The organism is Paenibacillus guangzhouensis (genome assembly GCF_009363075.1).
GTDB lineage: Bacteria > Bacillota > Bacilli > Paenibacillales > Paenibacillaceae > Paenibacillus_K > Paenibacillus_K guangzhouensis.
The window spans coordinates 2,954,288-2,980,505 of sequence record NZ_CP045293.1 but is presented as its reverse complement, the minus strand read 5'-3'; the positions used below and the strand labels follow the sequence as shown (position 1 = coordinate 2,980,505).

The window sequence follows — 26,218 nt, the reverse complement described above, 5'->3', positions numbered from 1 at the left end:
GGCTTTGAACTGAGGAGGTATAACGAATGTCTGAAGAAAATGTGCAAGTAGAAGCGGTTGAGAGTCAAGCGGATCTCGACAACATCGTATCCATCAAAAAAGGGGACACGGTAAAAGGAACGATCGTTAAGATTGAGGATAACCAAGCCATTGTCAGCTTTGGATATAAATATGATGGTATTATCCCGATTCGCGAGTTGTCTTCTGTACAAGTTGATAATGCAGCGGATGCGGTACAAATTGGCCAAGAAGTGGAGTGTAGAGTCGTGACAATTGATGATCAAAACGAAAAAATGGTATTATCCAAGCGTCAAATCGATAACGAGAACGCATGGGAGCAATTGCAAGCGAAGCTAGACAGCGGCGAAGTATTCGAAGTTGTTGTAGCAGATGTGGTAAAAGGTGGCCTCGTTGCTGATGTAGGTACACGCGGTTTCATTCCAGCATCGATGGTAGAGCGTCATTTCGTTGAAGATTTCAGCGATTACAAAGGTAAAACGCTTCGCGTTAAAGTAAAAGAATTAGATCGTGAGAACAACAAAGTCATCTTGTCCCAAAAAGACGTATTGGATCAAGAGTTCGAAGCGAACAAAGCAAACATCATTGCGAACTTGCAAGAAGGTCAAGAAATCGACGGTACAGTGCAACGCTTGACACAATTCGGCGCTTTCGTTGATATCGGCGGCGTGGATGGTTTGGTTCACGTATCTGAGCTTGCTTGGTCTCATGTTGAGAAGCCAGCTGATGTTGTTCAAGAAGGTCAAAGCGTTCGCGTGAAAGTATTAAAAGTTGACCCAGCTAACGGTAAAATCAGCTTGAGTATCAAAGCTGCACAACCAGGTCCATGGGACACAGCGGCTGGACAATTCAATATTGGCGATATCGTAACAGGTACTGTTAAACGTCTTGTGAACTTCGGTGCATTCGTTGAAATCGCACCAGGTGTTGAAGGTCTTGTGCACATTTCTCAAATCGCACACCGTCATATCGGTACGCCGCATGAAGTATTGAAAGAAGGACAAAGCGTTCAAGTGAAAATCTTGGATCTGAATGTTGCTGAGAAACGCGTAAGCCTTAGCATCAAAGAAACAGAAGAAGCTCCAGCAGAAGCTCCTAAAGCTGAGAAGCAACCAAAATCTTCGACTAGAGCGCCTAGAGAAGAGATCAAATTGAACAACCCTAACGTATCGCTTAGCAACGAAGGCATGAGCTTCTCTCTTGCAGAGAAATTCGGCGACAAACTAAGCAAATTCAAAAACTAGAACAGTTCATACGGGGGGAATGGAGAGATGCGTGTTTCGCGCAAAGTTGAGCATTTGCAGCATGCGCTGCAAACGGGCCAGAGCGGTAAACACGGACTTTCGGATATCCGGTTTGTGCATCAATGTCTGCCTGAGCAATCTCTCTCTTCCGTGTCACTCGAATCGACCATCGGCGAGCTCAAATTGAGTTCGCCGATTGTTATTAATGCGATGACTGGAGGAGCGCTAGAAACCGAGGCAATCAACCGTGATCTAGCTATTGCAGCAAGAGAGACTGGAATTGCTATGGCGGTCGGGTCTCAAATGTCTGCGCTAAGGCATCCGGAAGTACGTTCTAGTTATACGGTCGTTCGTGAGATGAATCCAGCGGGTCTTGTCTTCGCTAATTTAGGGAGTGAAGCGACGGTTGAGCAGGTCAAGATAGCCGTTGATATGCTTCAAGCAAATGCGCTGCAGATTCATATCAACCCGATGCAAGAGCTGATCATGCCGGAAGGAGATCGGGATTTTCGAGGAGTCTTGGAGCGTATCGCCCTTATTGTCCAGTCGATCGATGTTCCTGTCATCGTGAAGGAAGTTGGCTTCGGAATGACTGTCGATGCGAGCAAGAAGCTTCATGAAGCAGGGGTATCTGTCATCGATGTCGGAGGATTTGGTGGAACGAATTTCGCTGCGATCGAGAACGCTCGGCGTGAGGAATCGATAGGATGGCTTAACGACTGGGGAATTCCGACGAGTTGTGCGCTGTTGGAAGTAGGACAAGCTATTCTACCGAACCGGATTATGGCTTCCGGAGGCATTAATCATGCACTTGATCTATGCAGAGCGCTGTCGATTGGAGCCGGAGCTGCTGGCCTTGCAGGGACATTCCTAAAGACATTGAAGCACGAAGGGACCGATGCGGTTATTCGGCAGATTACGCAGCTTCATGAGCAGTTATCACTGATCATGACGGGGCTCGGTGCATCAAGTATTTCGGATCTTTGGCATGTACCGATGATTATTAGCGGTGAAACGGCACATTGGTGTTATGCCCGAGGAATAGATATTCGAACCTATGCGCAAAGGCAGAATCCTCGGTTAAAATAAACAGGATTGACAGATAATAGGATCAGCTGAGGTGATCCTATTGAATGCTGGTACAATCGCATTATTAGTGTATTTAATTGTTGTTATTTTACTATGCAGTGGATGGAGAGAAATATTCGTTTCTTCATTGACTTATCGATCTTGTATGTTGTTTATGATTCTTTTTCCGATATCCGTCTTATTTACAGTTCCGATTTATGCGACGACGACTCTGAATATGGGTGTACTCGTTCTGCTTGTCACAGCGGTTTATTGCTTTGATAAGCTGGAACCGTGGTATCGTAAAATCTACGTTTTGATCGTTACGCTGCTCATTGGCATTGTATATGCGTTGTTCGGGCATTTCGTTATGATGGATCCGATCTTCATCTGGGTGTCATCGCGATGGGATCCTGTGATCGTATCGACGGCATGCGTCCTTCTCGCGGTACAATCCATCGAGGAGCAGCTTATTATTATTACGGTAGGGTTCTTGCTTGGGGATGCGTTATTGCAAGGAATGACAGGAGGATTAGGAATCATATTAGGTTCGGCAGCATGGTATGACGGTTGGTGGATTTCAATCCTAACTGCAAGATTAACGGCGTGGTGTTTTGAGAGCGTCATGCAGCTCGGTAAGAATACGGCAGGTTTTTTCTATGAACGGTTTAAGAGTTGGAAGAAATAAAAAAGACTCACCAAAGTGAAGAGAAACTTTTGCGGTTGATTCCGAATACTTTGGCTGGGGCACGAAAATTTAGAAGGAATGTAGCTTCATGATTGCAGAGAAGCATTCGATATAGGAGGAAATGGATTATGTCTAGACCCGTAGTTGCCATCGTTGGGCGTCCTAACGTAGGAAAATCGACGATTTTCAACCGGATTATCGGGGATCGTCTAGCGATCGTGGAAGACAAGCCTGGGATTACGCGTGACCGTATTTACGGGACTGCTGAATGGAACGGTGTACCATTCAGCGTCATTGATACAGGCGGTATTGAGATTGATGGCGAAGATGTGATTTTGAAGTCGATTCGAGTCCAAGCTGAGCTTGCAATCGAAGAGGCGGATGTGATTGTGTTTATGTGTGAAGCGAAGAGCGGGCTAACGAATGCCGATGAGGAAGTAGCGCAGCTCTTGTTCCGTTCAGGCAAACCAATCGTCTTGGCAGTGAATAAAGTTGACAACTTGAGCCGGATGGATGAAATTTATGAATTCTACAGCCTGGGCTTAGGTGATCCGATTGCCTTATCAGGCTCACACGGAACAGGGATTGGCGATTTACTCGATGCGGTTGTAGAGCTTCTCCCGGAGAAAGAAGAAGAAGTCTATGACGAGGATGTCATTCGTGTTGCATTAATTGGCCGTCCAAATGTCGGCAAATCATCGCTTGTGAATGCGATTCTAGGTGAAGAGCGTGTCATCGTAAGTGATATTGCCGGGACTACACGAGATGCAATCGATACCCCATTTGAACGCGATGGACAGAAATATGTTCTGATCGATACAGCTGGTATGCGCAAACGGGGTAAAGTCTATGAATCGACAGAGAAATATAGCGTCATGCGTGCGATTAAAGCGATCGAGCGCGCGGATGTTGTCCTCGTCGTCATCAATGGCGAAGAAGGAATTATTGATCAAGACAAACATATCGCGGGGTATGCGCATGATGCAGGGAAAGCATCGATCTTTGTCGTAAATAAGTGGGATGTTGTCGAGAAGGACGATAAGACCATGCAACAATTTACGCAAAAAATTCGGGATCACTTCCTATTCATGACGTACAGTCCGGTTGTTTATTTGTCTGCGAAGACAAAGCAGCGTCTACACAAGCTTCTGCCTGTTGTACAGCATGTATCTGAGCAGCATGCGCAGCGTATCCAGACACATATTCTTAATGATATCGTCTCTGATGCGATTGCGATTAATCCTCCACCGACAGATAAAGGTCGTCGCATGCGGATTAACTACGTGACACAAGTTGCCGTGAAACCGCCGACGATTGTCGTCTTCGTTAATGATCCGGAGCTGATGCACTTCTCATATGAACGGTACCTTGAGAATAAGATACGGGCTGCGTTTACGTTCGAAGGCACACCGATTCGTATCTTTACTCGACGGAAGACCGATCAAGAATAGTGGGTTAAGGGGAGGAGAACTGTGGTTCTAGCGATTATCTCAATCATTCTAAGTTATCTCATCGGTGCGGTCAGCTTCAGTGTCGTTATCGCCAAATGGTTAAAAGGCATTGATATTCGCCAGCATGGCAGCGGCAACGCAGGTGCAACGAACACCTTACGGGTCCTCGGCAAGGGTCCGGGAATCTGTGTATTATTGCTGGATATGGGCAAAGGAATTCTAGCCGTATGGCTAGGCAAGTGGATGGGCGATGTCTCCCCTTGGATTCCTGTGTTATGCGGGATTGCGGCGATTGTGGGCCATAACTGGCCTATTTATTTCCGGTTCAAAGGTGGAAAGGGGATTGCAACGACGATTGGTGTCATGGCGACTCTTGCTTTCTTACCTTCCTTGATCGCAGGCATTACGGCGATCATCGTCATTGCCGTGACAAGATATGTATCCCTTGGGTCGTTAATCCTCTCCGCGGCATTGCCTATATTGCTTATTGTGATGAATCGGCCGCATGAAGTCTTGTGGGCGAGCTTGCTCTTATGTATTTTCGCATTTGTCAGACACCGTACGAATATCGTGAAGATTGTTCAGGGGAAAGAGAACAAGCTGGGTGCGAAGAAAGGGGAACGTCGCGTTGTCTAAAAAAGTAGCTGTCCTTGTCGCAGGAAGCTGGGGTACTGCACTTGCCAGCGTCCTTGCCAATAATGAACACCAAGTTATGCTGTGGTCACGAAATGCCGACCAAGTCAAACAAATGAACGAACAGCATCGGAATGAACGTTATTTGCCTGGGGTTGATTTATCGTCACGCATCGTCGCAACGACGTCGATGGAAGAGGCTGTTACCGGTGCAGAGGCCGTCTTAATCGTTGCGCCTTCCTCAGCCATGCGAGCCGTGACGCGAGAATTGAAAGCGTATCTTGCTGCAGATACACTTGTTATTCATGCGACGAAAGGATTCGAGACCGAGACATTGAAGCGCATGTCTACTGTCATCGCGGAAGAATTAGCATGTGATCCTTCTCGTATCGTCGTCTTGTCAGGACCTAGCCATGCTGAAGAAGTTGTAAGATTATGCCCGACCACGGTCGTTGTGGCGTCGGCGAATCTTCAAGCAGCAGAAGCGGCGCAAGACTTATTCATTAATTCATTCTTCCGTGTCTATACGAACCCGGATGTGCTCGGCGTTGAACTGTCGGGTGCGCTCAAGAATATCATTGCGCTTGGGGCAGGACTGTCGGATGGACTTGGTTATGGAGATAATGCGAAGGCAGCGCTTTTGACGCGCGGATTAGCTGAGATTGCACGACTTGGCCTTGAAATGGGGGCTAACCCGATGACCTTCGCAGGACTTGCGGGCGTCGGCGATCTTGTCGTGACGTGTACCAGTCAGCACAGCCGGAACTGGCGTGCAGGTTCGATGATCGGGCAAGGCAAGTCCATTGATACGGTGCTGCAAGAGATGGGTATGGTGGTGGAAGGAATTCGAACGACCAAAGCTGCCTATGCGTTGGCGCGTCAATACCATGTCGATATGCCGATTACAGATCAGCTATACCAAGTGTTGTTCGAGGGTAAACCGAGCAAGCAAGCTGTGGAAGCACTTATGGGTCGGGTAAGAACACATGAGATTGAAGAGATCGCGAAGACGCAGAAAGAAGATTGGATTCGAAAGTCTTAGTCCCTGTTCATTCGCCTACACCAAGTGACTGTCCCTCTCATATGATGTGTTGAAGTCACGTCAGAGGAGGGGTACGATGTCTAAGAACGTATCTAAGGATATATTGAATAAAGTAAAACAAAAGACCGGCAAAAATATATCCGAGAATCAAATCAAAAAATTAGCCAGCAATGTCAAGCCTAGTACGATGCAAAGCGAATCCCAGCTGCGCGAACTTATAAAACAAGTTTCGAACATGGCAAAGATTCCGGTATCGGAAGCAACCATCAATGACATCATTAAAACCGTCAAGAGCAGCGGCGGGATGAGCAATATGGAATCGGTGATGAAAATGTTGATGAAGAAGTAGATGAACCAAGAACAAAAGCGGACTCGAGAGAATGGAAGAGTCATCTTTTGTTCTTTTTTTTGGAGTGCTATAATGTTGTGGAGCCTGTATGATATAAATAGTTGACAACAGAGAAATGGGGGCTAAGCATGGGACAGGCAGTAGAGTTAATCGGTAAGAAAATTACAAAATCCGTCGAGGCGGAAGTTGGGAAGTCGATCCTTGATCTTGCCATCAAGCATGATGTGGATTGGGGCTTCTCTTGTACGCGAGGGACTTGTGCGCGCTGCCGGTGCTATGTTGAGTCTGGCGCAGAATTCTTAGAGCCGCCAACGGATGCGGAATGGAATCGGCTGGACGAAGAAGAGATTGAGGAAGGCTATCGTCTGGGCTGCCAAGCGATTATTCGTGAAGCAGGGGACATTAGCGCCAAGAACAAAACATACTTCTAGTCATGAAAGTACATAACAAAGCGAGGCAAATCTGATGCAGTACGAAGTGACATTTGAACCGGAACATCGAAAAATACAAGTGAGACCTGGCACGTCCATTCTAGATGCAGCTCGCCGCGCCAAAGTAGCCATTCGTACGCGCTGTGATGGCAGGGCTTCATGCTTGATGTGTAAAGTTGAAGTGTTGAATCAAGAAGGATTGATGCCTCCAACAATGCAAGAAAAAATGAAACTGGGCTCGCTTGTCGAACGTGGGATTCGGCTTGCTTGTCAAGCGCGAGTCAGCGGGGAAATGACGGTTACCGTCCCGGAAGATCCGCTCAAAGCGGCGATTCGAAAGCAGCTTGCCCGTCAGAAACAGGAGGATGACTGGTTGTGACAGCAAGGTCGCGTATCAAGTACATACGAACAGCCGGAATCATGGTGGTGCTTACCATGCTGGCATTATCAACAACGGGATGCCTATATCCTAAGGAGCTTCGCGCGGAGAATCAAGTCTCCTATCGGGAGACGACGCTGCTGGTGCAGAATGCTGTAGAAGCATTTCAGAAAGAAAAAGGAATTTTGCCGATCATTACAAGCGGCAATGATGTCCCGAAGTTCGAGAAGTACCGGATTAACTTTGAACCTCTCGTTGATGGGAAGTTTCTGAGCGATGTTCCGGTGGCCTCCTACGAGAAAGGTGGCCCAGGTTACTTCATCATTATCAATGAAGAGACCAAGCCTGTTGTGAAATTGATGGATTTAACGGTCTACCAGCATATGAATGATATTCAGAAGCTTGTCGATCAGTTCGCGAAAGCGCATCCAGGGACGTTGCCGCTTGGGAAAGAACTCTACCCCGACTTCTATGAAGTTGATACGAAGCAGCTAAGCGGCAAACCGCCAGAGATTAAGAGCGTTTATTCAGGGGAACCGACGCAGATTATGATCGATAAGAAGGGGAAAGTCTATGTCGATTATGCGGCAGATATCGTAACCGCCATTCAGAAGGCTGGGGGAACCGTAAGTACGAAGGTAGAGGATTTGCGTGATTATTTGGTGGATGCATCTTTCTATTCACCGGTAAAATCAACTGCATATCATTGGGTCAATGAACAGCCTGTGCCTGTATTAAGTAACTGATAAATCATTGGAGAGGTGTCTATTATGGGTGAGAGCAAGAATAAGAAAAATACTTCTACATATAAGGGGAATAAGACGAAATCGAAGCCGAATAACAAATTTTTCGGGTGGTTTCTTGGTATTGTTGTCGTTCTGTTGGTTGGCGCACTTGTTGTCATCAATGCCTTATCACCATCCAAAGCGGATGAACCGCCTGTAGAAGGAAAAACCTACGAGATCTCAACGGCTGGCCAGCCGGTGCTGGGCAATAAAGATGCGAAGGTTGAAATTGTGGAATTCGGTGACTTCAAGTGTCCATCTTGCCGCCAATTCGAGACGGACGTGTTCCCGAAATTAAAAGAAAAGTATATTGATTCAGGGAAAGCGAAGATCAGCTTTATTAACTTCTCTTTCATGAGTGAGACGTTCAAGCTGTCAGATAACGATTCGAAGCGGGCTGCTTTGTTCGGCGAAGCTGTATACAAACAGAATCCAGAAGCGTTCTGGACCTATTATCAGCATTTGTATGAGCAGCAAGGCGATGAGCGTGAGATCTGGGCGACTGAAGAGATGCTCTCGAACATCGTGAAGGATATTCCGGGGATTGATGTGGAGAAAGTGAAGAAAGAGGTTCAGGATGGACTGCTTGATCAGGAACTTGATAACGACCATAAGATCGTGAATCAACTCGGCATCACGTCGACGCCTACTGTATTTGTGAATGGCAAGCCGGTGGGGGCGCCAGATTTCGAGAATGTCTCCAAATTGATTGAAGCTGAACTATCGAAGTAATGGAGGGCCTTTCATGAGACAATGGATACAGAAGTACGGGCTTTATGTCGCATGGCTGATCTCGATCATTGCCACGGCCGGCAGTCTCTATATGAGTGAAGTGCTCTTGTATGAGCCGTGTCGGTTATGCTGGTTCCAACGCATCTTGATGTATCCACTCGTGATTATTTTGGGGATCGCAGCTTTCGAGCACAATACGCGCATTACACGGTATGCTTTGCCGATGGTCCTCATCGGTGGTTCCATTTCGACTTGGCATATTCTTGAGCAGAAGATTCCGGGATTTGCACAGTTAGCGCCATGTAAGGTAGGTATTCCTTGTAATTTCGATTATTTGAACTGGTTCGGCTTTATTACGATTCCGATGCTGGCTTTAACAGCATTTGTTCTTATTGCGATTGTATTGATCATAATGGGCCGCGGAGCGCAAGAGCAAGAGGCGGACAATGAATAATGTTGAGCAAGTCCTTCAGACGTGGAACCGTTTTGAAGGGCTTTTTATTTTGATCAGCTCAAAAAAGATGTATATGGTTGCCGCTTTGGTCATATATCATACTTGGAAGGCTTCATGGACGGTAACACCTAGAAGAGAGAGATGACGAGAATCTATTTTTTTGCAAAACAAACGTCATATTTTTTCCACTCGCTCATAAGATGTTACTAGTCCAAATGCATGTACGAGTTAACGTCGCATTGCGCGCATTTCGCATAGTTGATTCCTGGCGGCGGCAAACACTGGCGACAACGGCAACAGCTCATACGTTGCAGTGAATAGTGAACAAGTTTTCTGGTAGATTTGTCTATCAGAGAAATTTTAGGAGGGGATATCAGTGGAAAAAGTGGACATTTTTAAGGACATTGCTGAGCGTACCGGCGGGGATATTTACCTCGGGGTCGTCGGTGCGGTCCGCACGGGAAAATCAACCTTTATCAAACGGTTTATGGAGACGGTTGTTTTACCCAATATTACAAGTGATGCAGACCGCGCTAGAGCGATTGATGAGTTACCTCAGAGTGCTGCGGGCAAAACGATCATGACGACCGAACCGAAATTCGTACCCAATAATGCGGTGCAAATCCGTGTCGCTGAGGGCCTAGATGTGAATGTGCGTGTCGTGGATTGCGTAGGCTATGCGGTATCCGGCGCCAAAGGCTATGAGGATGAGAATGGACCTCGAATGATCTCAACGCCTTGGTTCGAAGAGCCGATCCCATTCCAAGAAGCTGCCGAGATTGGGACGCGTAAGGTTATTCAAGAGCATTCCACGCTAGGTGTCGTCGTAACAACCGATGGCACGATTGCTGAAATTCCTCGCAGCTCCTATGTGGAGTCGGAAGAGCGTGTCATCGCCGAATTAAAAGAAGTCGGCAAGCCGTTCGTCTTGATCATTAACTCCACGCGCCCTCGTAGCGAAGAGGCATTACAGCTTCGCAGCGAGCTCGCTGCCAAATACGATATTCCTGTTATGACGCTCAGCGTCGCTACCATGGGTGAAGAAGATGTGATGGGCGTTCTGCGCGAGGTTCTCTATGAGTTCCCGGTGCATGAAGTGAACGTCAATCTTCCGAGCTGGGTCATGGTGCTAAATGATAACCACTGGCTCCGGAGCAACTACGAGAACTCTGTGCGTGACACGGTGAAGGATATTCGCCGGTTGCGCGATGTAGATCGCGTTGTCGCTCAATTTATGGAATATGATTTCATCGATCGTGCAGGACTCTCCGGAATGAATATGGGTCAAGGAGTTGCCGAGATTGACCTCTATGCACCCGATGAGCTGTATGATCAAATCTTGATGGAAGTCGTCGGCGTTGAAATCCGTGGCAAAGATCATCTCTTGCAATTAATGCAGGAATTCAGCCATGCGAAGCGGGAATATGACCGCTTCTCTGAAGCGCTGGAAATGGTCAAGACGACGGGTTATGGAATCGCAGCGCCGACGCTTGCCGAGATGCAGCTTGATGAACCAGAACTCATCCGTCAAGGTTCAAGATTCGGTGTACGTCTCAAAGCAACGGCACCATCCATTCATATGATTCGTGTGGATGTCGAATCGGAATTCGCACCGATCATCGGTACCGAGAAGCAAAGTGAAGAATTGGTACGTTACTTAATGCAGGATTTCGAGAACGATCCGATCAAGGTATGGGATTCAGATATGTTCGGCCGCTCCCTGCACTCCATCGTGCGTGAAGGCATCCAAGGCAAAATTGCCATGATGCCAGATAATGCAAGATACAAACTGCAGGAGACGCTGGGCCGCATCATCAACGAAGGCTCAGGCGGATTGATCGCAATTATTCTATAGGCTTCAAGGATCATACTTCAGTAAAAGAGGCGCTTACTCTAGCGTCTCTTTTGTCGTTTTTCGGGAAAAATCGCCAAAATATTTTTAAAACCAATTTACAAGGTCGGAATTAAAGGTTATAGTATTGCTTAACGAATCTATGGGAAAAGGTTCCTAAAGATTACTAGATTGAGAACTTGTTACAGGGGGAAATGAAAATGAAAGCAAAGGTTGGAATCGTGAGCAAAAAAATAACGTTAATTTCTTTGATCTTGATGTTATTCATCATCAGCGCATGCGGTGCAAAGAATACAACAAGCGATGTCAAAGCGGATGCAGGTTCGGAGACATCAGCTGATGCATCGAAAGATCTGCCGCTAAAAGGGAAGAAAATCGCCCTTGTTATGCAATTTAACATCGGTACGTTCTCACAGCAGTATATTGAAGGCGTGAAGGAAGAAGTGAAGAAGTTCGGCGGTGAAGTGAGCGTATTTGCTTCCGATAGCGATTTGACGAAAATGGCTTCGAACTTAAATGTTGCGATTACCCAGCAATTCGATGGGATTCTGACGGATCACGGTACGGCTGAAGCACTGCAAGCGGGGATTCAGAAAGCAGTTGACAGCAAAATTCCAGTTGTCGCATTCGATGCCGACGTGAAAGTACCTGGCGTAACGGTGCTTCAACAGGGCGATCAGAAGATGGCGGAAATGACACTGGAGCAATTGGGTAAAGATATCGGCGGCAAAGGCAACATCGTTAAAGTCTGGGTGGCGGGCTTTGCACCAATGGAACGCAGACAAATCGCGTATCAAGATTTCATGAGCAAAAATCCGGACATTAAAGAGGTTGCAACATTCGGTGCAGCTTCCGCGAATACAGCACTGGATACCCAAGCGCAAATGGAAGCGATCTTGAAGCAATACCCGAACAAAGGGGATATCTCTGCGGTATGGACTGCTTGGGATGAGTTCGCAAAAGGCGCAGCTCGTGCGATTCAGCAAGCAGGCCGTGATGAGATTAAAGTATACGGAATCGATATGAGTGATGAAGACTTGCAGATGATTCAAGATAAAGCGAATCCATGGGTAGCATCTGCGGCGGTTGATCCGAAGGATATTGGACGTGTCCAAGTCCGCTACCTGTATCAGAAGCTGCATGGCGATACGACAGACGACACCGTCGTGCTTGATCCTGTGTTCGTCCACCGTGATGCGCTTCCTGCAGAGCAAGTATCGACAACGGATTTATCCAAATATATTAAAGGTTGGGGCAGCAGCACCCAAGGATTACAAGACTGGATGAAAGATTACGAGACGAAGTAAAAGTAAAATTGAACAACAGAGCGAAATGAGGTTCGAATGCAATGACTGCAAACCAAGAGACGTTACGTCTATCGCGCATCACGAAGTCGTTTGCGGGAGTTCCGGCGCTCAGCGAAGTGGATTTCACCGTGCACAGCGGTGAAATTCACGCGCTTCTCGGCGCCAATGGAGCCGGCAAAAGCACATTGATGAAAATATTGTCCGGCGCATATACCATGGACACCGGGACGATCTCGATTGGTTCACAAGAGATTCGGATGCAGTCGCCATCTGATGCGAAGCGACAAGGCATTCATTGTGTATACCAAGAGGTAGATACCGCGCTTGTGCCGCAAATCACCGTTGCTGAGAATATTCTACTAGACCGACTTTCCAATAGGGAAGGCGGTTTATGGCATTCTTGGGGACAAATCTATCAGGAAGCAGAAGCGGCATTAGCCAAACTTGGCGCAACGATCGATGTACGGCAGAAGGTAGAAGGGCTCAGCCTTTCCGAGAAACAAATGGTCTTGATTGCAAGAACGTTGGTGGAGAAAGCCCAATTTATTATTTTTGACGAACCTACAGCACCGTTAAGCCACGAAGAGACGAACAACCTTTTCCGTGTGATGAAACAAATGAAAACCGAAGGCATTGGCTGTATCTTCATCTCCCATCGGCTTCCGGAAGTGTTTGAGCACTGTGATCGCGTGACGGTCATGCGGGATGGGAAGCATGTCTATACGGCATTGACGCAGGCTTCTTCCATCGAGGAAATCATCGGGCAGATGCTCGGCAAGTCTTTTGATGAAGAGTTTCCGAAACGAGAGGTGGCCATTGGCGAGGTCTTGCTCAAAGCCGATCAATTGACGTCAGGAAACAAAGTCAAGGAGGTCAATCTGGAGGTTCGTGCAGGTGAAATTGTTGGGATTGTTGGGCTAGTCGGTGCTGGGAAGACGGAATTATCGAATGTGTTGTTCGGCGCCTTGCGCAGGGATAGCGGTCATGTTCAATTACGGGGTGCCACGCTGAAGCTGAAAGATCCAACGGATGCGATCGAAGCGGGGATCGTACTGGTACCCGAAGAACGTCGTAAGCATGGAATCATGGTAGAGGACTCCGTGCAGCACAATCTCAGTTTGCCGCTCCTGAAACAGCTCAGCCAATTCGGTTTCGTTCGCAGCCGCATGGAGCAGTCTCATGCAGGTCGACTCATAGAACGGCTTGGCGTTAAGACTTCGTCCATGAAGCAGCAGGTGAAGTTCCTAAGCGGCGGAAATCAACAGAAGGTCGCAATAGGGAAATGGGTAGAGACAGGGGCGGATATCTTCCTGTTCGATGAACCGACCAAAGGTGTCGATATTGGAGCGAAGAGCGACATTTTTCGCTTAATCGGGGATCTTGCCGAGCAGGGGAAAGGGATTGTCTATTTCACATGTGAATTCGCGGAAGCGATCGGCATCGCAGACCGTATTCTTGTGATGTGTGAAGGACGTATCGTGAAGGAGTTCCGCCAAGAAGAAGCATCACAAGAGAAACTATTGTATTACGCAAGCGCAGGTCGGGAGGAACAGGCATGAAGAACAATGTGCTGCAATTATTATTTCGGTATGGATCACTCATCGTCATTTTTGGCGTTATTTTATTTTTCTCTTTAACGCTCCCACACTTTTTTAGTTATGCGAATTTGACGGATATATTGCGTTCGATTTCCATCGTGACGTTCGTTGCGATCGGGGTTACGCTATCACTCATTGTCGATGGGTTCGATTTGTCCGTCGGCTCAACAGTCTCTATCTCTACCGTAGTCGCGGCATCGCTTATGGTATGGTACGAGCAGCCACTTTATATCGTTATTCTAGTTCCTTTACTGATCGGGGCTGTCATTGGCTGCGTAAATGCATTCTTCATCGTGAAGATTCGTATCCCGGACTTATTAGCTACGCTGGCAGTTATGTATATCGTGTCAGGATTGCATAAGACCTACACGTCTGGTTATTCCATCTATAACAACATGCAATTCCAAGATGGGACGAAGGCACCAGGCAAATTCAGCGAATCGTTTCTTTGGCTGGGCCAGGGCGAATGGCTAGGCGTTCCCGTGCCCGTAATTCTGTTGATTATCGCCGTCGCCGTTGTTCATATTTTCTTGACCTATACCCGTTTTGGCAGACAAATGTATGTGACGGGCGGCAATGAAGAAGCGGCGCGCTTGTCCGGCATTAAGGTCAAAAAGGTTCGTACGCTGGCTTATATCGCATCGGGAATGTTCGCTGCATTCGGGGGAGTTCTCTTCGCAGCTCGTATTGGCTCAGGTCAGATTGATGCAGGTGCACCGCTCCTCATGGAAGCTGTAGCTGCTGTATTCGTTGGCTTCTCTGTCATGGGCGCAGGGAAACCGAATGTTATCGGCACATTTTTCGGCGCAGTCTTAATTGGGGTGCTTGTGAACGGATTGACGATGATGAATGTGCAGTATTTTATGCATGATATCATCAAAGGGATCGTGCTTGTTCTTGCGCTTGCTGTCACGTTTTATTACCTGTATCGCACAAGATCAGGGAAGAATTAAGCAAAGATTTGGATTTTCCATCGTATTATGGGCTAAAACGGCTGCGAGCACTTGAAATTCTGGGCACAGTGTATTACTATAAGTTTGTTCCTGCCTGCACGAAGGTGCCGGGCCGTTTTGAGAAAGATGAATATCCAAGCCGTATGTATAATTTTGGGCGAAACGGTAAAGACAGTATGATATTGGAGCATAATCCTTCTGGGGAGGTGAAAAGAGCATGAACAAATCTGAATTGATTGCACAAGTAGCTGAGGCAACTGAGCTTTCGAAGAAAGATGTGACTAAAGCAGTAGATGCAGTTTTTGATGCAATTTCTGCAGCACTTCAAAACGGCGATAAAGTTCAACTCGTTGGCTTCGGTAACTTCGAAGTACGTGAACGTTCCGCTCGTAAGGGTCGCAATCCGCAAACGGGTCAAGAAATCGAAATTCCAGCTAGCAAAATCCCAGCGTTTAAACCGGGTAAAGCACTTAAAGACGGAATTAAATAAACGATTGTACATATTAGCATGTTTTAGAATTAGTCCGTGACTGTTGTTCACGGCTTTTTCTTTTCTATCACGAAGGGAGAGTCATGCAGGTGGAAGAGAAGAATAACAGCAGTGCCGAGTATATTATTGTCAAGGCGAAGTCTCAAGGCGTTCAAGTTATCGGCTTAACGCGCGGACAAGACACAAGATTCCATCACACCGAGAAGCTGGACAAGGGTGAGGTGCTGATTGCGCAGTTTACAGACCATACTTCGGCGATCAAAATTCGGGGCAGTGCAACGGTATTGACCAAATATGGTACGGTAGAAACAGACAGTTAGCAAATTTGCAGGCATAGCCTGCTTTTTTTGATTGTACAATGCAGTAGGTGGTTATTCGTGGACGAACCGATCCATGCGAAAGGGGCGCTATTCATGCGTTTATTGAAACCGATCTTACTTGCATGTACAGGATCACTTCTTGTTACACTCTTGATCTCAGGGCTTGCGCAAGGTGCGATGTCATCTTCACATGATCATCGGACGTTGCCTGTCATCTTGGAGACGGCACCGATCGATATTCATTCGAACAATCTGGTCGATGTTCTTGCAGGACTTCCGCTTCGCATGCATATTAGCCGAGCCGTTTGGAGCGGGTCGACGCTGACCCTTGATTTAAATGTGAGCAATACACCTGATGCGGTTCAGGCCATTTATGACCATTTGCATCAGATGATTTTATTCAGTTTTACCCAAACAACGAATGTGAAGCAGCTTTTTCTACGATTTGTGACGCCTGATGATGGTTTAACCTCAACGAAGCGTCTGCTCTTGGCTGCGGATGCAAGTCGGGACGATCTGAATCATGCCGATTTAGAGCAAATTCGGACCTTGAAGAGTGCACCATCTCCTGACGTTGAAGAGAAGCTGCATTTACGATATACAGCATTATGGAATAAAAAATTCGGATCTACGGATTAATTTCTGTCAAAAAAAGCGAATGAGATTCAGTGCGTGGGTAAATAACTTATGCTATAATAATTTAGATTGCTTGGTCTACAGAATTTTGTACTCGCAGTATGCTCGGAGGCATCTTAATGAAACGATATCGGATTCCAGAATTGGCCCAAAAGGCGATGAAACATGATATGATCAGCAGCAATATGGAGATGCCCGATTTCCCGGACGCTCGCATTCGACTGTTGATTGTTTACTTGGATAAAACCCCGTCGATCAAGCGCAATAGCGAGCTGTATGCGCTCGTGACTTCGCTCGTACAGATGGGGCTTGACACCCATGACTTGATCGATACTGATGATGAGAAGAAATCGGAACGTGAAATGCGAACGCGTCAGGTAAACGTACTCGCAGGAGATTTCTTCAGTAGTCGATTCTACCAGTTGCTTGCACAAGCAGGTGAAGTGAATATGGTGAGACAGTTAAGTGAAGCCATATGTGAAGTGAATCGACAGAAAATGAATTTGTACATGCGCGTGAAACAACTATTGCTCTCTACCGATGACTACATGTCCATGCTCGTAGAGCTCAAAATGTATTTGTTCACTACCTTTCAGTACTTCATGGACGAGGTGAATCAGAAGTCTTGGCCGGATATGCTGCGCGCTTTTACCCAATGTGAAATTGTTCGTGAAGAATTGAACAAGAATCGTGAGCTGCGCACGTTCAAAGGCTCATGGGCCTTTTGGCATATTTTGCAGGAGGGGACGGAAGAGGACCAACAATTACTGCGGGATAACCAAGTAGAAGTTCGTCATATCAAGTCCTTGTGGACGAAATATAATATACACAATTTATTATTAGACAAGCTTCGTCAGACCATTGCTGATATTCAGAACATGCTTCGCGAGCCGATCTCAGAGAAGGTCCACCGAGACCTTATGAGTATTGCAGAGCCATTCCTTCGAATAACACGTGAGCCTCTGACAGTCGTGAAGGAAGGTTGAGTGAATGATGGATACGAATTCATCCAAAACCAAAGAACAATTCGTTCACGCCGTCTTCGAGAATATTGCTCCGAAGTACGACATGATGAACGATGTCTTGAGTTTCAGGCGCCATAAGGCATGGCGTAAATTTACGATGAAGAAGATGAACGTCATGCCCGGTAACACAGCGATCGACTTGTGCTGCGGTACTTGTGATTGGACGATCAGTATCGCGGAGGCTAGTCAGACCGGTCATATTGTCGGTCTTGATTTTAGTCAGAACATGCTCGACGTAGGTAAAGTGAAGGTTGAACGTGCTGGCAAAAGCCGTCAAATTGATTTGGTGCAAGGCAACGCGATGGAACTTCCGTTCGAAGACAATCAATTCGATTATGCTACGATCGGTTTTGGACTTCGCAATGTTCCGGATTTAAAGCAGGTACTTAAGGAGATGCGGCGTGTCGTCAAACCTGGCGGAATGGTGGTATGCCTTGAGTTATCCAAACCGACTTGGCAGCCGTTCAAAGGCATTTATTATTTCTACTTCCAAAAGGTCCTTCCGCTCATTGGGAAATATCTTGTGAAGCGTTATGAACAGTATAAGTGGCTTCCGGATTCGTTAGTTGCTTTTCCAGGTCGTCATGAGCTCGCTGATATCTACCGCGAGATTGGCCTGCACGATGTACAAGCTTTTCCGCTTACCGGTGGCATTGCTGCGCTTCATATTGGGATGAAGGAGCGTAACAATGTTTAAGAAAATTGCTATTTTCCTAGAAATGATTAAGTTTGAACATACGTTATTTGCATTGCCATTTGCATTCATGGGAGCCATTCTTGGCTCCGTTGTTGTGAATCACCATCTTCCATCCTGGGCGCAGATCGGTTGGATTCTACTCGCCATGGTGGGGGCCAGAACAGCAGCGATGTCATTGAACCGATTGATTGATGCAGCGATCGATAAGAAGAATCCACGTACGGAAGGCAGAGCCATTCCAGCCGGGCTGCTAAAGGTCGGGGAAGTCGTATTATTTACTGTTGTTTCATTCGGACTATTATTTTGGGCGGCAGCTGAACTCGAACCGCTTGCAATGCGCTTATTGCCAATTGCGGTCTTTTTTCTTGTGTTCTATTCTTATACGAAACGCTTTACATGGCTATGCCATGTGGTTCTAGGACTTACGATTGCGCTTGCCCCACTAGGCGGCTGGGTTGCTGTTACGAATAATGCGGATTGGTCGGCCATGGTATTCTACTTTACCGTTGCGTTCTGGACGGCAGGGTTCGATATTATATATGCATGTCAGGATTATGAGTTCGACAAGGCGCAGGGCCTTCATTCCATTCCTGTTCGCTTTGGATTGAAGGGAGCATTATGGATTGCTCGTGGTTTTCATATCCTCACGGCGATTGGATTTATTGCCCTATATTTCATGACCGATTTGAGCTGGATGTATTTTGCCGGCATGATTATTGCTTATGCAATTTTATATTACGAACACAAACTCGTGAAGCCACATGATCTTAGTAAAGTGAATACGGCATTCTTCTCCATGAATGGGATTCTGAGCGTCGTTGTATTTGTCTTTACATTCCTTGATTTGGTGGTGTTCCACTAAGATGAACATCATGCCGCAATCGAAACGATGGGCTGTCGGAATCACGGGTGCAAGCGGCTCGATCTATGGCGTTCGATTGATCGAGGTTCTGCTCGCAGCGGGATATGAAGTGCATATCATCATCACGGATGCCGGATGGCGCGTGATCAAGGAAGAGCTCGGATGGGAAGTGGTTCGTCGTCCGGACGTATTGAACCAGAAGTTCGGACATTACGAAGGCACGTACATCTATCATCCGATTCAGGATATTGGCGCGAGCATCGCGAGCGGCTCTTTTCGTGCGGCCGGGATGTTTATCATGCCTTGTTCCATGGGGACGTTATCGTCCATCGCGCATGGGGCTTCTGATAATTTGATGGGGCGTGCTGCAGACGTCATGCTTAAAGAAGGACGACCGCTGATCATCGTGCCGCGGGAGACGCCGCTTCATGCCATACACTTAGAGAATATGCTGAAATTGGCACGGCTGGGCGTCCGAATCGTTCCAGCGATGCCCGCATTCTACTACGGACCACAGACTTTGGATGATATGGTGAATTTCCTGGTTGGCAAAGTGCTCGATCAGGTTCATATCGATCATGAATTATACATCAGATGGGGGGATTCGGATGCGCAGCAAGTCAAGCAATCCGATTCGCATCGGAGAGATTAATTATACGAATGTCTGGCCGGTGTTTTATCACTTTAGTCCGGAGCAATTAAATATTAACGTAGAGACGACGCAGCAGGTCCCCGCTGAGCTCAATCGGGCTATGCTCGAAGGAAGAATCGATCTTGGTCCAATATCGTCATTCGCTTATGGCGCATCCTGGGAGCAGTATTATCTGTTTCCAGATCTATCGGTAAGCGCATTTGGACCCGTTCGATCGATTCTGTTGTTCCTGAAGAAACCGCTTGAAGAGGTACTGCATGGCACGATCGCACTGACGAATACCTCGGCAACCTCCGCCAATTTATTGAAGATTATTATCGAGAAATTCTATGGCGGATCGCCGAAGTATGTTGTGATGGACCCTTCACTGCCAGAGATGATGGAACAGGCCGATGCGGCCCTGCTTATCGGAGATCATGCCATTCGCGCAGATTGGCAGCACGCGGAATATGAAGTCATGGACCTAGCTGAACGTTGGAATGCTTTTACAGGCGAATGGATGACGTTTGCGGTCTGGGCGGTATCTCGTCAAGCGACGGAGAAATACCCGGACGTGATGCGTGCGATTCTTCAAGCCTTTAAGGACAGCAAAGAGCGGACGAGCCGCGATGTCGAGCCGATTGTACGCAAAGCATGCATTGAAATCGGCGGAACACCGTCGTACTGGCGTCAATATTTTGGAGGATTATGCCATCATTTTGGACAATCACAGCAAAATGGGTTAGAATTGTATTTCCGATATTGCAAAGAACTCGGGCTTATAGATAAGGAAGTTGAAATCTGCATTTGGTCAGATAATACGGTCACACAGGTGAAAGAATGAAACTAATGGAACTCTATACGACGATGAAGAAGGACGTGCAATTCATCGAGAAACAGCTTGAGTCGGAGATTCGCTGTGATCATGCGTTGCTGAGCGAGGCGTCATTGCATTTATTCAAAGCAGGGGGGAAGCGGCTTCGCCCTGTCTTCGTACTGCTGTCAGGCAAGTTCGGAACGTACGATCTGGAGAAGCTGAAGCATATCGCTGTACCGCTTGAGATGATCCATATGGCCACGCTTGTACATGATGATGTGATTGATGATGCCAATACAAGACGTGGACAACTCACGGTGAAATCCAAGTGGGACAACAAAATTGCCATGTACACGGGGGACTATCTCTATGCGAAGGCATTGACCCTTGTCACCCAATTACATAATCCAAAGATTCACCAAATCTTGTCGAAGGCGATCGTGCAAATGTGCATCGGTGAGCTGGAGCAACTGCGGGATTTTTTCAATACGAACCAGACCATTCGCAACTATTTACTTCGAATCCGCCGCAAGACAGCTTTGTTAATCGCGATTAGCTGTGAGCTTGGAGCTGTTGCGTCAGGAGCCTCGGAAAAAGTTAGTGCAGCTTTATATCGATTCGGTTACAATGTAGGAATGGCTTTCCAAATCCGTGATGATCTACTTGATTTATGCGGAACGGAGAAGCAAATTGGTAAGCCACCCGGCAGTGATATGCGTCAAGGGAATATTACGTTGCCCGTGCTGCTTGCGCTTCAAGAAGACAAGCTTCGCGAGCCCTTACTGGCCGAGATCGCTGAGATCCAGCGGCAGGAAGGCGGTTACGATGCATCCACTGCGATCCAAATGATTCGAGGCAGCCAAGGTCTTGAACTGGCGGAGCAGATGGCTGATCGTTATATTGCGAAGGCGCTGCACGCGCTTGAAGGTTTGCCGAACGGCAAGGCGAAGAAGAATTTAACCGACATCGCTCACTTTGTTGCGAAGCGTTCCTACTAATCTAGGTAGTGAACGATTGCATATATAGTTTTTTGACTAATTTGAGAGGTGAAAGTTGTGGAAAGAACATTTTTAATGGTTAAACCAGATGGTGTACAACGCGGTCTCATTGGGGAAATCGTAAGTCGTTTTGAGAAAAAGGGATTTCAACTTGTTGCGGCTAAGTTCATGGTTATTCCGCGCGAGAAAGCCGAATTTCATTATGCAGAACATGCGGCCAAACCATTTTTTGGAGAACTCGTCGATTTTATTACTTCTGGTCCAGTTTTCGCCATGGTATGGGAAGCTGATCAAGTCATTCCACTCGCACGCACGGTCATTGGCAAGACGAATACATTGGATGCGCTTCCAGGGACGATTCGCGGAGATTTCGCTGTCCATACGCCTTTCAATATCATCCACGGCTCCGACTCGCCAGAGAGCGCGGCGCGTGAGATTAACAACTTTTTTGAACCTCATGAATTAGTCAGCTACGAGAGAGCAATTAAACCTTGGATCTAGTCCGGAAGGTGATGTTTGGATGGAGAACCTATTAGAGAGAGACGAAGACTATACTGCATTTATACGCAAGATTAAGGAGAAATCCGGTATTAATCTTGCACAATATAAGGAAGCACAGATGAAGCGTCGTTTAACGACGCTTCGCCTTAAACACGGGCATAATACGTTTGTGTCGTTCTACGAAGCGATGATGAAGGATAAAGTGTTATTTTATGAGTTCCTTGATCGGATGACGATCAATGTATCGGAATTTTGGCGCAATCCTAACCGATGGGATGTTCTTCGAACGATCATATTACCTGCCTTACATAAAAATAACCCACGGTTAAAAGTGTGGAGTGCAGCTTGTTCCACAGGGGAAGAACCCTATTCGTTAGCAATGATCTTGGCCGAAGCAGGTTTGCTCCGATCTAGTCAAGTGCATGCCACGGATATTGATGACGGCGCATTGCAGCGTGCGAAGGATGCGTTATATCAGGAACGATCACTGAAGGAAGTTCCACCGGACTATGTCGCACGTTATTTTACGAAGCAAGGCGATTATTATCATGTCAAACCTGAACTTACGCAATCCATTCAATTTAAGAAACAGAATTTACTCGAAGATTCCTTCGATTCACAATATGATTTAATTATTTGCAGGAATGTCATGATCTATTTTACGGAAGAAGCGAAGACGATGTTATATCACAAATTCGCAAGAGCGCTTCGGCCTGGCGGCGTATTATTCGTTGGCAGTACAGAACAGATCTTTACGCCAGGACAATATTCCCTTGAGTCGACCGAGACTTTCTTCTATCGGAAGAAATAATTCCGATCCGATGTATACCATGATGGAATCCTGCCAATACTATGGACAAGTGCCAAATTTGGAGGGTTCGCAGAATGGACAAACGGAAAGTCATAGCTGCATATCGTCGTGGATTCCTTACGATACAAGAGTGTGCGCAAATATTAGGCGTTGAATCTGTACAGATGAAAGGGATCATGAATGATCCGCAATTCGCGGATGTTCCGATTGCACTTAAGAAACATTCAGCTAACGGATAGCTAGGCAAGGCCCTCATGGAAAATGAAATCGGATGAATGAACACCTTCACTGACGCGAGTTTGCGTGGTGAAGGTGTTTTTGTATCGCTTGGTTGTCAAACGTATCCTCCTATACTATAATGAGTCAAGATATTAACGGATTTTAGCCAATTGCAGTTTTACAGTTTAAAGGGGGAAAGCAACGTGAGTTTACGTTATTTGACAGCTGGTGAAACCCACGGACCACAGCTTACGGCAATTATTGAAGGACTGCCTAGTAATTTGACTTTAGATTTCGAAGAACTGAATTTCCAATTACATCGTCGTCAGAAGGGATATGGACGCGGCCGTCGGATGCAAATCGAGAAAGATACAGCGAACATCGTAGGTGGCGTACGTCATGGGAAGACGACTGGAGCGCCTGTTGCGCTTGTTGTTGAGAATAATGACTGGAAGCACTGGACGAAGATCATGAACATCGAGCCGATGGAGGGTACAGACGAAGAGAAACGCCGTGTACACCGTCCTCGCCCGGGTCATGCTGATTTGAACGGTGGCTTGAAATATAATCTAACAGATCTACGTAATGTACTAGAACGTTCCAGTGCGCGTGAGACTGCAGCGCGTGTAGCTTGCGGTGCGATTGCACGTCAGCTCCTTGCAGAATTCGGCATTAAAGTCGGCGGACAAGTAATTCGTATTGGAGAAATTGAAGCACCTGCGAATGATTTACCATTGGATGAACTGATTCGTCTTACAGAAGAGTCTTCGGTTCGTGTTGTCGATCAAGAGACAGAGAAGAAGATGGAAGCTTATATCGATCAGATTAAGGCGGAAGGCGATTCCATCGGCGGGATCGTTGAATGTATTATTGAAGGTGTGCCCATCGGCCTTGGAAGCCATGTCCAATATGATCGCAAATTGGATGGACGAATCGCACAAGCAGTGATGTCGATCAACGCGTTCAAAGGCTGTGAGATCGGTATTGGATTTGAAGCGGGTAAAATTCGTGGATCACAAGTTCATGATGAAATTCTGTACAGCGAAGAAAAAGGCTATCACCGCGCATCGAACCGTCTTGGCGGATTTGAAGGCGGGATGACCAATGGCATGCCGATCGTCGTTCGCGGCGTCATGAAGCCAATTCCAACCTTATACAAGCCGCTCGCGAGCGTGGATATTGATACGAAAGAACCGTTCACGGCACAAGTGGAGCGTTCAGATAGCTGCGCAGTTCCTGCTGCGAGTGTCGTGATGGAGCATGTCGTAGCATGGGAAGTCGCGAAGGCGTTCCTAGAGAAATTCGGCGGCGATTCCATCGAGGAAATCCGTGCGAACGTGAACAATTACTTAGCCCAATTGGAGCGTTACTAATATGAGAGAACTGACAGTTGATTTAGGGGAAAGATCTTATCCGATTTATTTTGGTGCAGGGTTGCTTCACCAAGCGGCGCAGTTCTTCACACAACGTGGTATAACAACGAAAAGTCCATTATTGATCGTGACTGATTCGTCTGTAGCACCTCACTATTTATCGGTGCTCGAATCCGCGCTTCAATCAGGGGGATATCGTACGGTTAGCTTTATTGTTCCATCCGGAGAAAAGTCGAAGTCGCTGTCGCAGCTGGAAGAGATTGTTACCGTGGCGCTTGAGGCAGGTCTTGATCGGTCATCGACCGTGGTTGCCTTGGGTGGCGGCGTTGTTGGCGATCTCGCAGGGTTCGTAGCTGCATCTTACATGCGCGGCATCAAGTTCGTCCAAGTACCAACGACAATTCTTGCCCATGATAGCAGTGTTGGCGGCAAAGTCGGCGTGAATCATGTCCTTGCGAAAAATATTATTGGCGCGTTTCATCAACCGGAACTTGTGTTGTATGATTTGGATACCCTCCGTACGCTCCCATCTCGTGAAGTAGCTTCAGGGTTGGCGGAGATGATCAAGCATGGTCTGATCTGGGATGCTGAATTTGTAGCTTGGATCGATGAGCATGTGCAGCATTTGCTGGCATTAGAACCGGAGTCCCTTAGCTATGGATTGTACAAAGGATGCAGCGTCAAAGCGAGTGTCGTCGCAGAGGATGAACGCGAGAATGATCTGAGGGCGATTCTGAATTTAGGCCATACGATTGGTCATGCACTTGAAGCGGTGTCCGGTTACAATGAACTGCTGCATGGGGAAGCCATTGCAATTGGCATGGTAGGCTCTGCATTAGTTGCGAAGCATCTTGGGTTTGACGCATCGATCCATGCAGAGACGAAGCGGATCATCACGAAGTTTGGTTTGCCGACTTCGATCCCTCAGCATCTGAATGTCGATCAGATCATGGACGCCATGATGCATGATAAGAAGTTCAAAGAAGGCTCGATGGTCTTCGTTGTCCCGACGGCCATTGGACAAGTGGAGATCATGAAGAATATCTCCGCAGAACTAGTTCGTCAAGTGGTAATGGAATTGAAGGAGGAAATCTAGGTGATGGTACGCGGCATACGTGGAGCGACGACCGTAACGGCGAATGATGATCAAGAAATTCTGTCCGAGACGATCGTGCTGCTGAATGAAATTGTACGAGTGAACGATATTATTCCAGAAGATATATGTTCTGTATTCGTGACGATGACGACGGATTTGGATGCGACATTCCCGGCGAGAGCGATTCGTCAGATGGGAGGGTGGGAGCTTGTGCCACTTATGTGCTCGATTGAAATTCCTGTTAAGGGTGGATTAGAACGTTGTATCCGTCTGATGGTTCAAGTGAATACGACGAAACGTCAAGATGAGGTTCGTCATGTCTATCTGAATGAAGCGAAGCGTCTTCGTCCGGATCTTGTAGAACAGAATTAGGATGGCAGGAGCCTGATCCGTAAGGATCGGGCTTTTTTTATAATCCTCTGAACCGCATGACGACAGGATAAAAATAGGATCATGGATTGACGATACTCCTCAGATACGTTATAGTGTTGATAATATGTAAGTGTTTGTGAGCAGAGCCAGAGCAGAGCTAGTATAGATGAGTTGAGATGAGCAGTGTCCAGTCGAGTGTAGTTTTTTTTGAGATGAGTACAATGGAATAGGCTATTCCTATCGTTCTTGCCGTATTTGGGCATGGGCTTAGCTTGTTATTCCGCATACTCCTGGGCAATCATTATCGATATCTAACGGACCTCTACCTTTGGTAGAGGTTTTTTTTGTATAGATCCTGCGACAAATACCACGAATGCGAGGAGTGA

At 46.9% G+C, this 26,218-nt stretch carries 31 protein-coding genes; all 31 read left to right on the top strand.

Annotated features, from left to right (window positions below; translation table 11 throughout):
* Positions 1–26: 26 nt before the first annotated feature.
* The 31 genes from rpsA to aroH all read left to right on the top strand — a co-directional run bounded on the left by rpsA (position 27) and on the right by aroH (position 25,832).
* A complete protein-coding gene (gene rpsA / locus GCU39_RS13370; RefSeq protein ID WP_152393978.1) occupies positions 27–1,262 on the top strand; it encodes a 30S ribosomal protein S1 in 1,236 nt (411 codons plus the stop codon).
* Positions 1,263–1,289: 27 nt separating this feature from the next.
* Positions 1,290–2,351 (top strand): type 2 isopentenyl-diphosphate Delta-isomerase, encoded by a 1,062-nt coding sequence (fni, locus tag GCU39_RS13365; RefSeq protein ID WP_152393977.1) that lies wholly within the window; start codon positions 1,290–1,292, stop codon positions 2,349–2,351.
* A 145-nt stretch (positions 2,352–2,496) separates the two neighbouring features.
* Positions 2,497–3,018 (top strand): YphA family membrane protein, encoded by a 522-nt coding sequence (locus tag GCU39_RS13360; protein WP_152393976.1) that lies wholly within the window; start codon positions 2,497–2,499, stop codon positions 3,016–3,018.
* A gap of 128 nt (positions 3,019–3,146) precedes the next feature.
* On the top strand, positions 3,147–4,469 hold the full coding sequence (gene der, locus GCU39_RS13355; RefSeq protein ID WP_152393975.1) for a ribosome biogenesis GTPase Der: 1,323 nt from the start codon (positions 3,147–3,149) through the stop codon (positions 4,467–4,469).
* 21 nt (positions 4,470–4,490) lie between these two features.
* Entirely contained in the window at positions 4,491–5,105 is a 615-nt protein-coding gene (gene plsY / locus GCU39_RS13350) for a glycerol-3-phosphate 1-O-acyltransferase PlsY (RefSeq protein ID WP_152393974.1), read from the top strand.
* Entirely contained in the window at positions 5,098–6,144 is a 1,047-nt protein-coding gene (locus GCU39_RS13345) for an NAD(P)H-dependent glycerol-3-phosphate dehydrogenase (RefSeq protein ID WP_152393973.1), read from the top strand. The genes plsY and GCU39_RS13345 overlap by 8 nt, the downstream gene beginning before the upstream one ends.
* A gap of 76 nt (positions 6,145–6,220) precedes the next feature.
* Positions 6,221–6,493, top strand: a complete 273-nt coding sequence (locus tag GCU39_RS13340) for a stage VI sporulation protein F (protein WP_152393972.1) — start codon at positions 6,221–6,223, stop codon at positions 6,491–6,493.
* Between the two features lie 128 nt (positions 6,494–6,621).
* Entirely contained in the window at positions 6,622–6,924 is a 303-nt protein-coding gene (locus tag GCU39_RS13335) for a 2Fe-2S iron-sulfur cluster-binding protein (RefSeq protein ID WP_152393971.1), read from the top strand.
* 34 nt (positions 6,925–6,958) lie between these two features.
* Positions 6,959–7,303, top strand: a complete 345-nt coding sequence (locus tag GCU39_RS13330) for a 2Fe-2S iron-sulfur cluster-binding protein (RefSeq protein ID WP_152393970.1) — start codon at positions 6,959–6,961, stop codon at positions 7,301–7,303.
* Complete coding sequence (locus tag GCU39_RS13325) at positions 7,300–8,049, top strand: hypothetical protein (RefSeq protein ID WP_152393969.1); 750 nt, start codon at positions 7,300–7,302, stop codon at positions 8,047–8,049. The genes GCU39_RS13330 and GCU39_RS13325 overlap by 4 nt, the downstream gene beginning before the upstream one ends.
* A 24-nt stretch (positions 8,050–8,073) precedes the next feature.
* Entirely contained in the window at positions 8,074–8,820 is a 747-nt protein-coding gene (locus GCU39_RS13320; protein WP_152393968.1) for a DsbA family protein, read from the top strand.
* 13 nt (positions 8,821–8,833) lie between these two features.
* Complete coding sequence (locus GCU39_RS13315) at positions 8,834–9,274, top strand: disulfide oxidoreductase (protein ID WP_152393967.1); 441 nt, start codon at positions 8,834–8,836, stop codon at positions 9,272–9,274.
* 376 nt (positions 9,275–9,650) lie between these two features.
* Positions 9,651–11,129 carry a stage IV sporulation protein A gene (gene spoIVA / locus GCU39_RS13310; RefSeq protein ID WP_152393966.1) on the top strand — a complete coding sequence of 493 codons (1,479 nt, stop codon included), beginning with the start codon at positions 9,651–9,653 and terminating at the stop codon, positions 11,127–11,129.
* 197 nt (positions 11,130–11,326) lie between these two features.
* The gene (locus GCU39_RS13305; protein ID WP_152393965.1) at positions 11,327–12,433 is read left to right on the top strand and encodes a sugar ABC transporter substrate-binding protein; all 1,107 of its coding nucleotides are present in this window, start codon (positions 11,327–11,329) and stop codon (positions 12,431–12,433) included.
* Positions 12,434–12,474: 41 nt separating this feature from the next.
* Complete coding sequence (locus GCU39_RS13300) at positions 12,475–13,992, top strand: sugar ABC transporter ATP-binding protein (protein WP_152393964.1); 1,518 nt, start codon at positions 12,475–12,477, stop codon at positions 13,990–13,992.
* Positions 13,989–14,984, top strand: coding sequence for an ABC transporter permease (locus GCU39_RS13295; RefSeq protein WP_152393963.1), 996 nt, complete (start codon positions 13,989–13,991; stop codon positions 14,982–14,984). The genes GCU39_RS13300 and GCU39_RS13295 overlap by 4 nt, the downstream gene beginning before the upstream one ends.
* A 217-nt stretch (positions 14,985–15,201) precedes the next feature.
* Positions 15,202–15,474, top strand: a complete 273-nt coding sequence (locus tag GCU39_RS13290; protein ID WP_152393962.1) for an HU family DNA-binding protein — start codon at positions 15,202–15,204, stop codon at positions 15,472–15,474.
* Between the two features lie 83 nt (positions 15,475–15,557).
* Entirely contained in the window at positions 15,558–15,794 is a 237-nt protein-coding gene (gene mtrB / locus GCU39_RS13285) for a trp RNA-binding attenuation protein MtrB (protein ID WP_152393961.1), read from the top strand.
* A 57-nt stretch (positions 15,795–15,851) separates the two neighbouring features.
* Positions 15,852–16,433, top strand: a complete 582-nt coding sequence (locus GCU39_RS13280) for a hypothetical protein (protein WP_152393960.1) — start codon at positions 15,852–15,854, stop codon at positions 16,431–16,433.
* Positions 16,434–16,549: 116 nt separating this feature from the next.
* Entirely contained in the window at positions 16,550–17,416 is an 867-nt protein-coding gene (locus GCU39_RS13275) for a heptaprenyl diphosphate synthase component 1 (RefSeq protein WP_193726915.1), read from the top strand.
* Positions 17,417–17,420: 4 nt separating this feature from the next.
* Complete coding sequence (locus GCU39_RS13270) at positions 17,421–18,152, top strand: demethylmenaquinone methyltransferase (protein WP_407671675.1); 732 nt, start codon at positions 17,421–17,423, stop codon at positions 18,150–18,152.
* Entirely contained in the window at positions 18,145–19,014 is an 870-nt protein-coding gene (locus GCU39_RS13265; RefSeq protein WP_152393958.1) for a UbiA-like polyprenyltransferase, read from the top strand. The genes GCU39_RS13270 and GCU39_RS13265 overlap by 8 nt, the downstream gene beginning before the upstream one ends.
* Position 19,015: 1 nt before the next feature.
* On the top strand, positions 19,016–19,666 hold the full coding sequence (locus GCU39_RS13260) for a UbiX family flavin prenyltransferase (protein ID WP_152393957.1): 651 nt from the start codon (positions 19,016–19,018) through the stop codon (positions 19,664–19,666).
* On the top strand, positions 19,623–20,489 hold the full coding sequence (locus GCU39_RS13255) for a menaquinone biosynthesis protein (protein ID WP_152393956.1): 867 nt from the start codon (positions 19,623–19,625) through the stop codon (positions 20,487–20,489). The genes GCU39_RS13260 and GCU39_RS13255 overlap by 44 nt, the downstream gene beginning before the upstream one ends.
* On the top strand, positions 20,486–21,460 hold the full coding sequence (locus GCU39_RS13250) for a polyprenyl synthetase family protein (protein ID WP_152393955.1): 975 nt from the start codon (positions 20,486–20,488) through the stop codon (positions 21,458–21,460). Before GCU39_RS13255 ends, GCU39_RS13250 begins: the two co-directional genes overlap by 4 nt.
* A gap of 57 nt (positions 21,461–21,517) precedes the next feature.
* On the top strand, positions 21,518–21,961 hold the full coding sequence (gene ndk, locus GCU39_RS13245; RefSeq protein WP_152393954.1) for a nucleoside-diphosphate kinase: 444 nt from the start codon (positions 21,518–21,520) through the stop codon (positions 21,959–21,961).
* Between the two features lie 19 nt (positions 21,962–21,980).
* A complete protein-coding gene (locus GCU39_RS13240; RefSeq protein ID WP_152393953.1) occupies positions 21,981–22,772 on the top strand; it encodes a CheR family methyltransferase in 792 nt (263 codons plus the stop codon).
* Positions 22,773–22,846: 74 nt separating this feature from the next.
* Entirely contained in the window at positions 22,847–23,011 is a 165-nt protein-coding gene (locus GCU39_RS31510; protein WP_018755320.1) for a hypothetical protein, read from the top strand.
* Positions 23,012–23,194: 183 nt separating this feature from the next.
* A complete protein-coding gene (gene aroC, locus GCU39_RS13235; RefSeq protein WP_152393952.1) occupies positions 23,195–24,364 on the top strand; it encodes a chorismate synthase in 1,170 nt (389 codons plus the stop codon).
* A 1-nt stretch (position 24,365) separates the two neighbouring features.
* Positions 24,366–25,460 (top strand): 3-dehydroquinate synthase, encoded by a 1,095-nt coding sequence (aroB, locus tag GCU39_RS13230; RefSeq protein ID WP_152393951.1) that lies wholly within the window; start codon positions 24,366–24,368, stop codon positions 25,458–25,460.
* Positions 25,461–25,832, top strand: coding sequence for a chorismate mutase (gene aroH / locus GCU39_RS13225; RefSeq protein ID WP_152393950.1), 372 nt, complete (start codon positions 25,461–25,463; stop codon positions 25,830–25,832).
* Positions 25,833–26,218 lie beyond the last annotated feature (386 nt).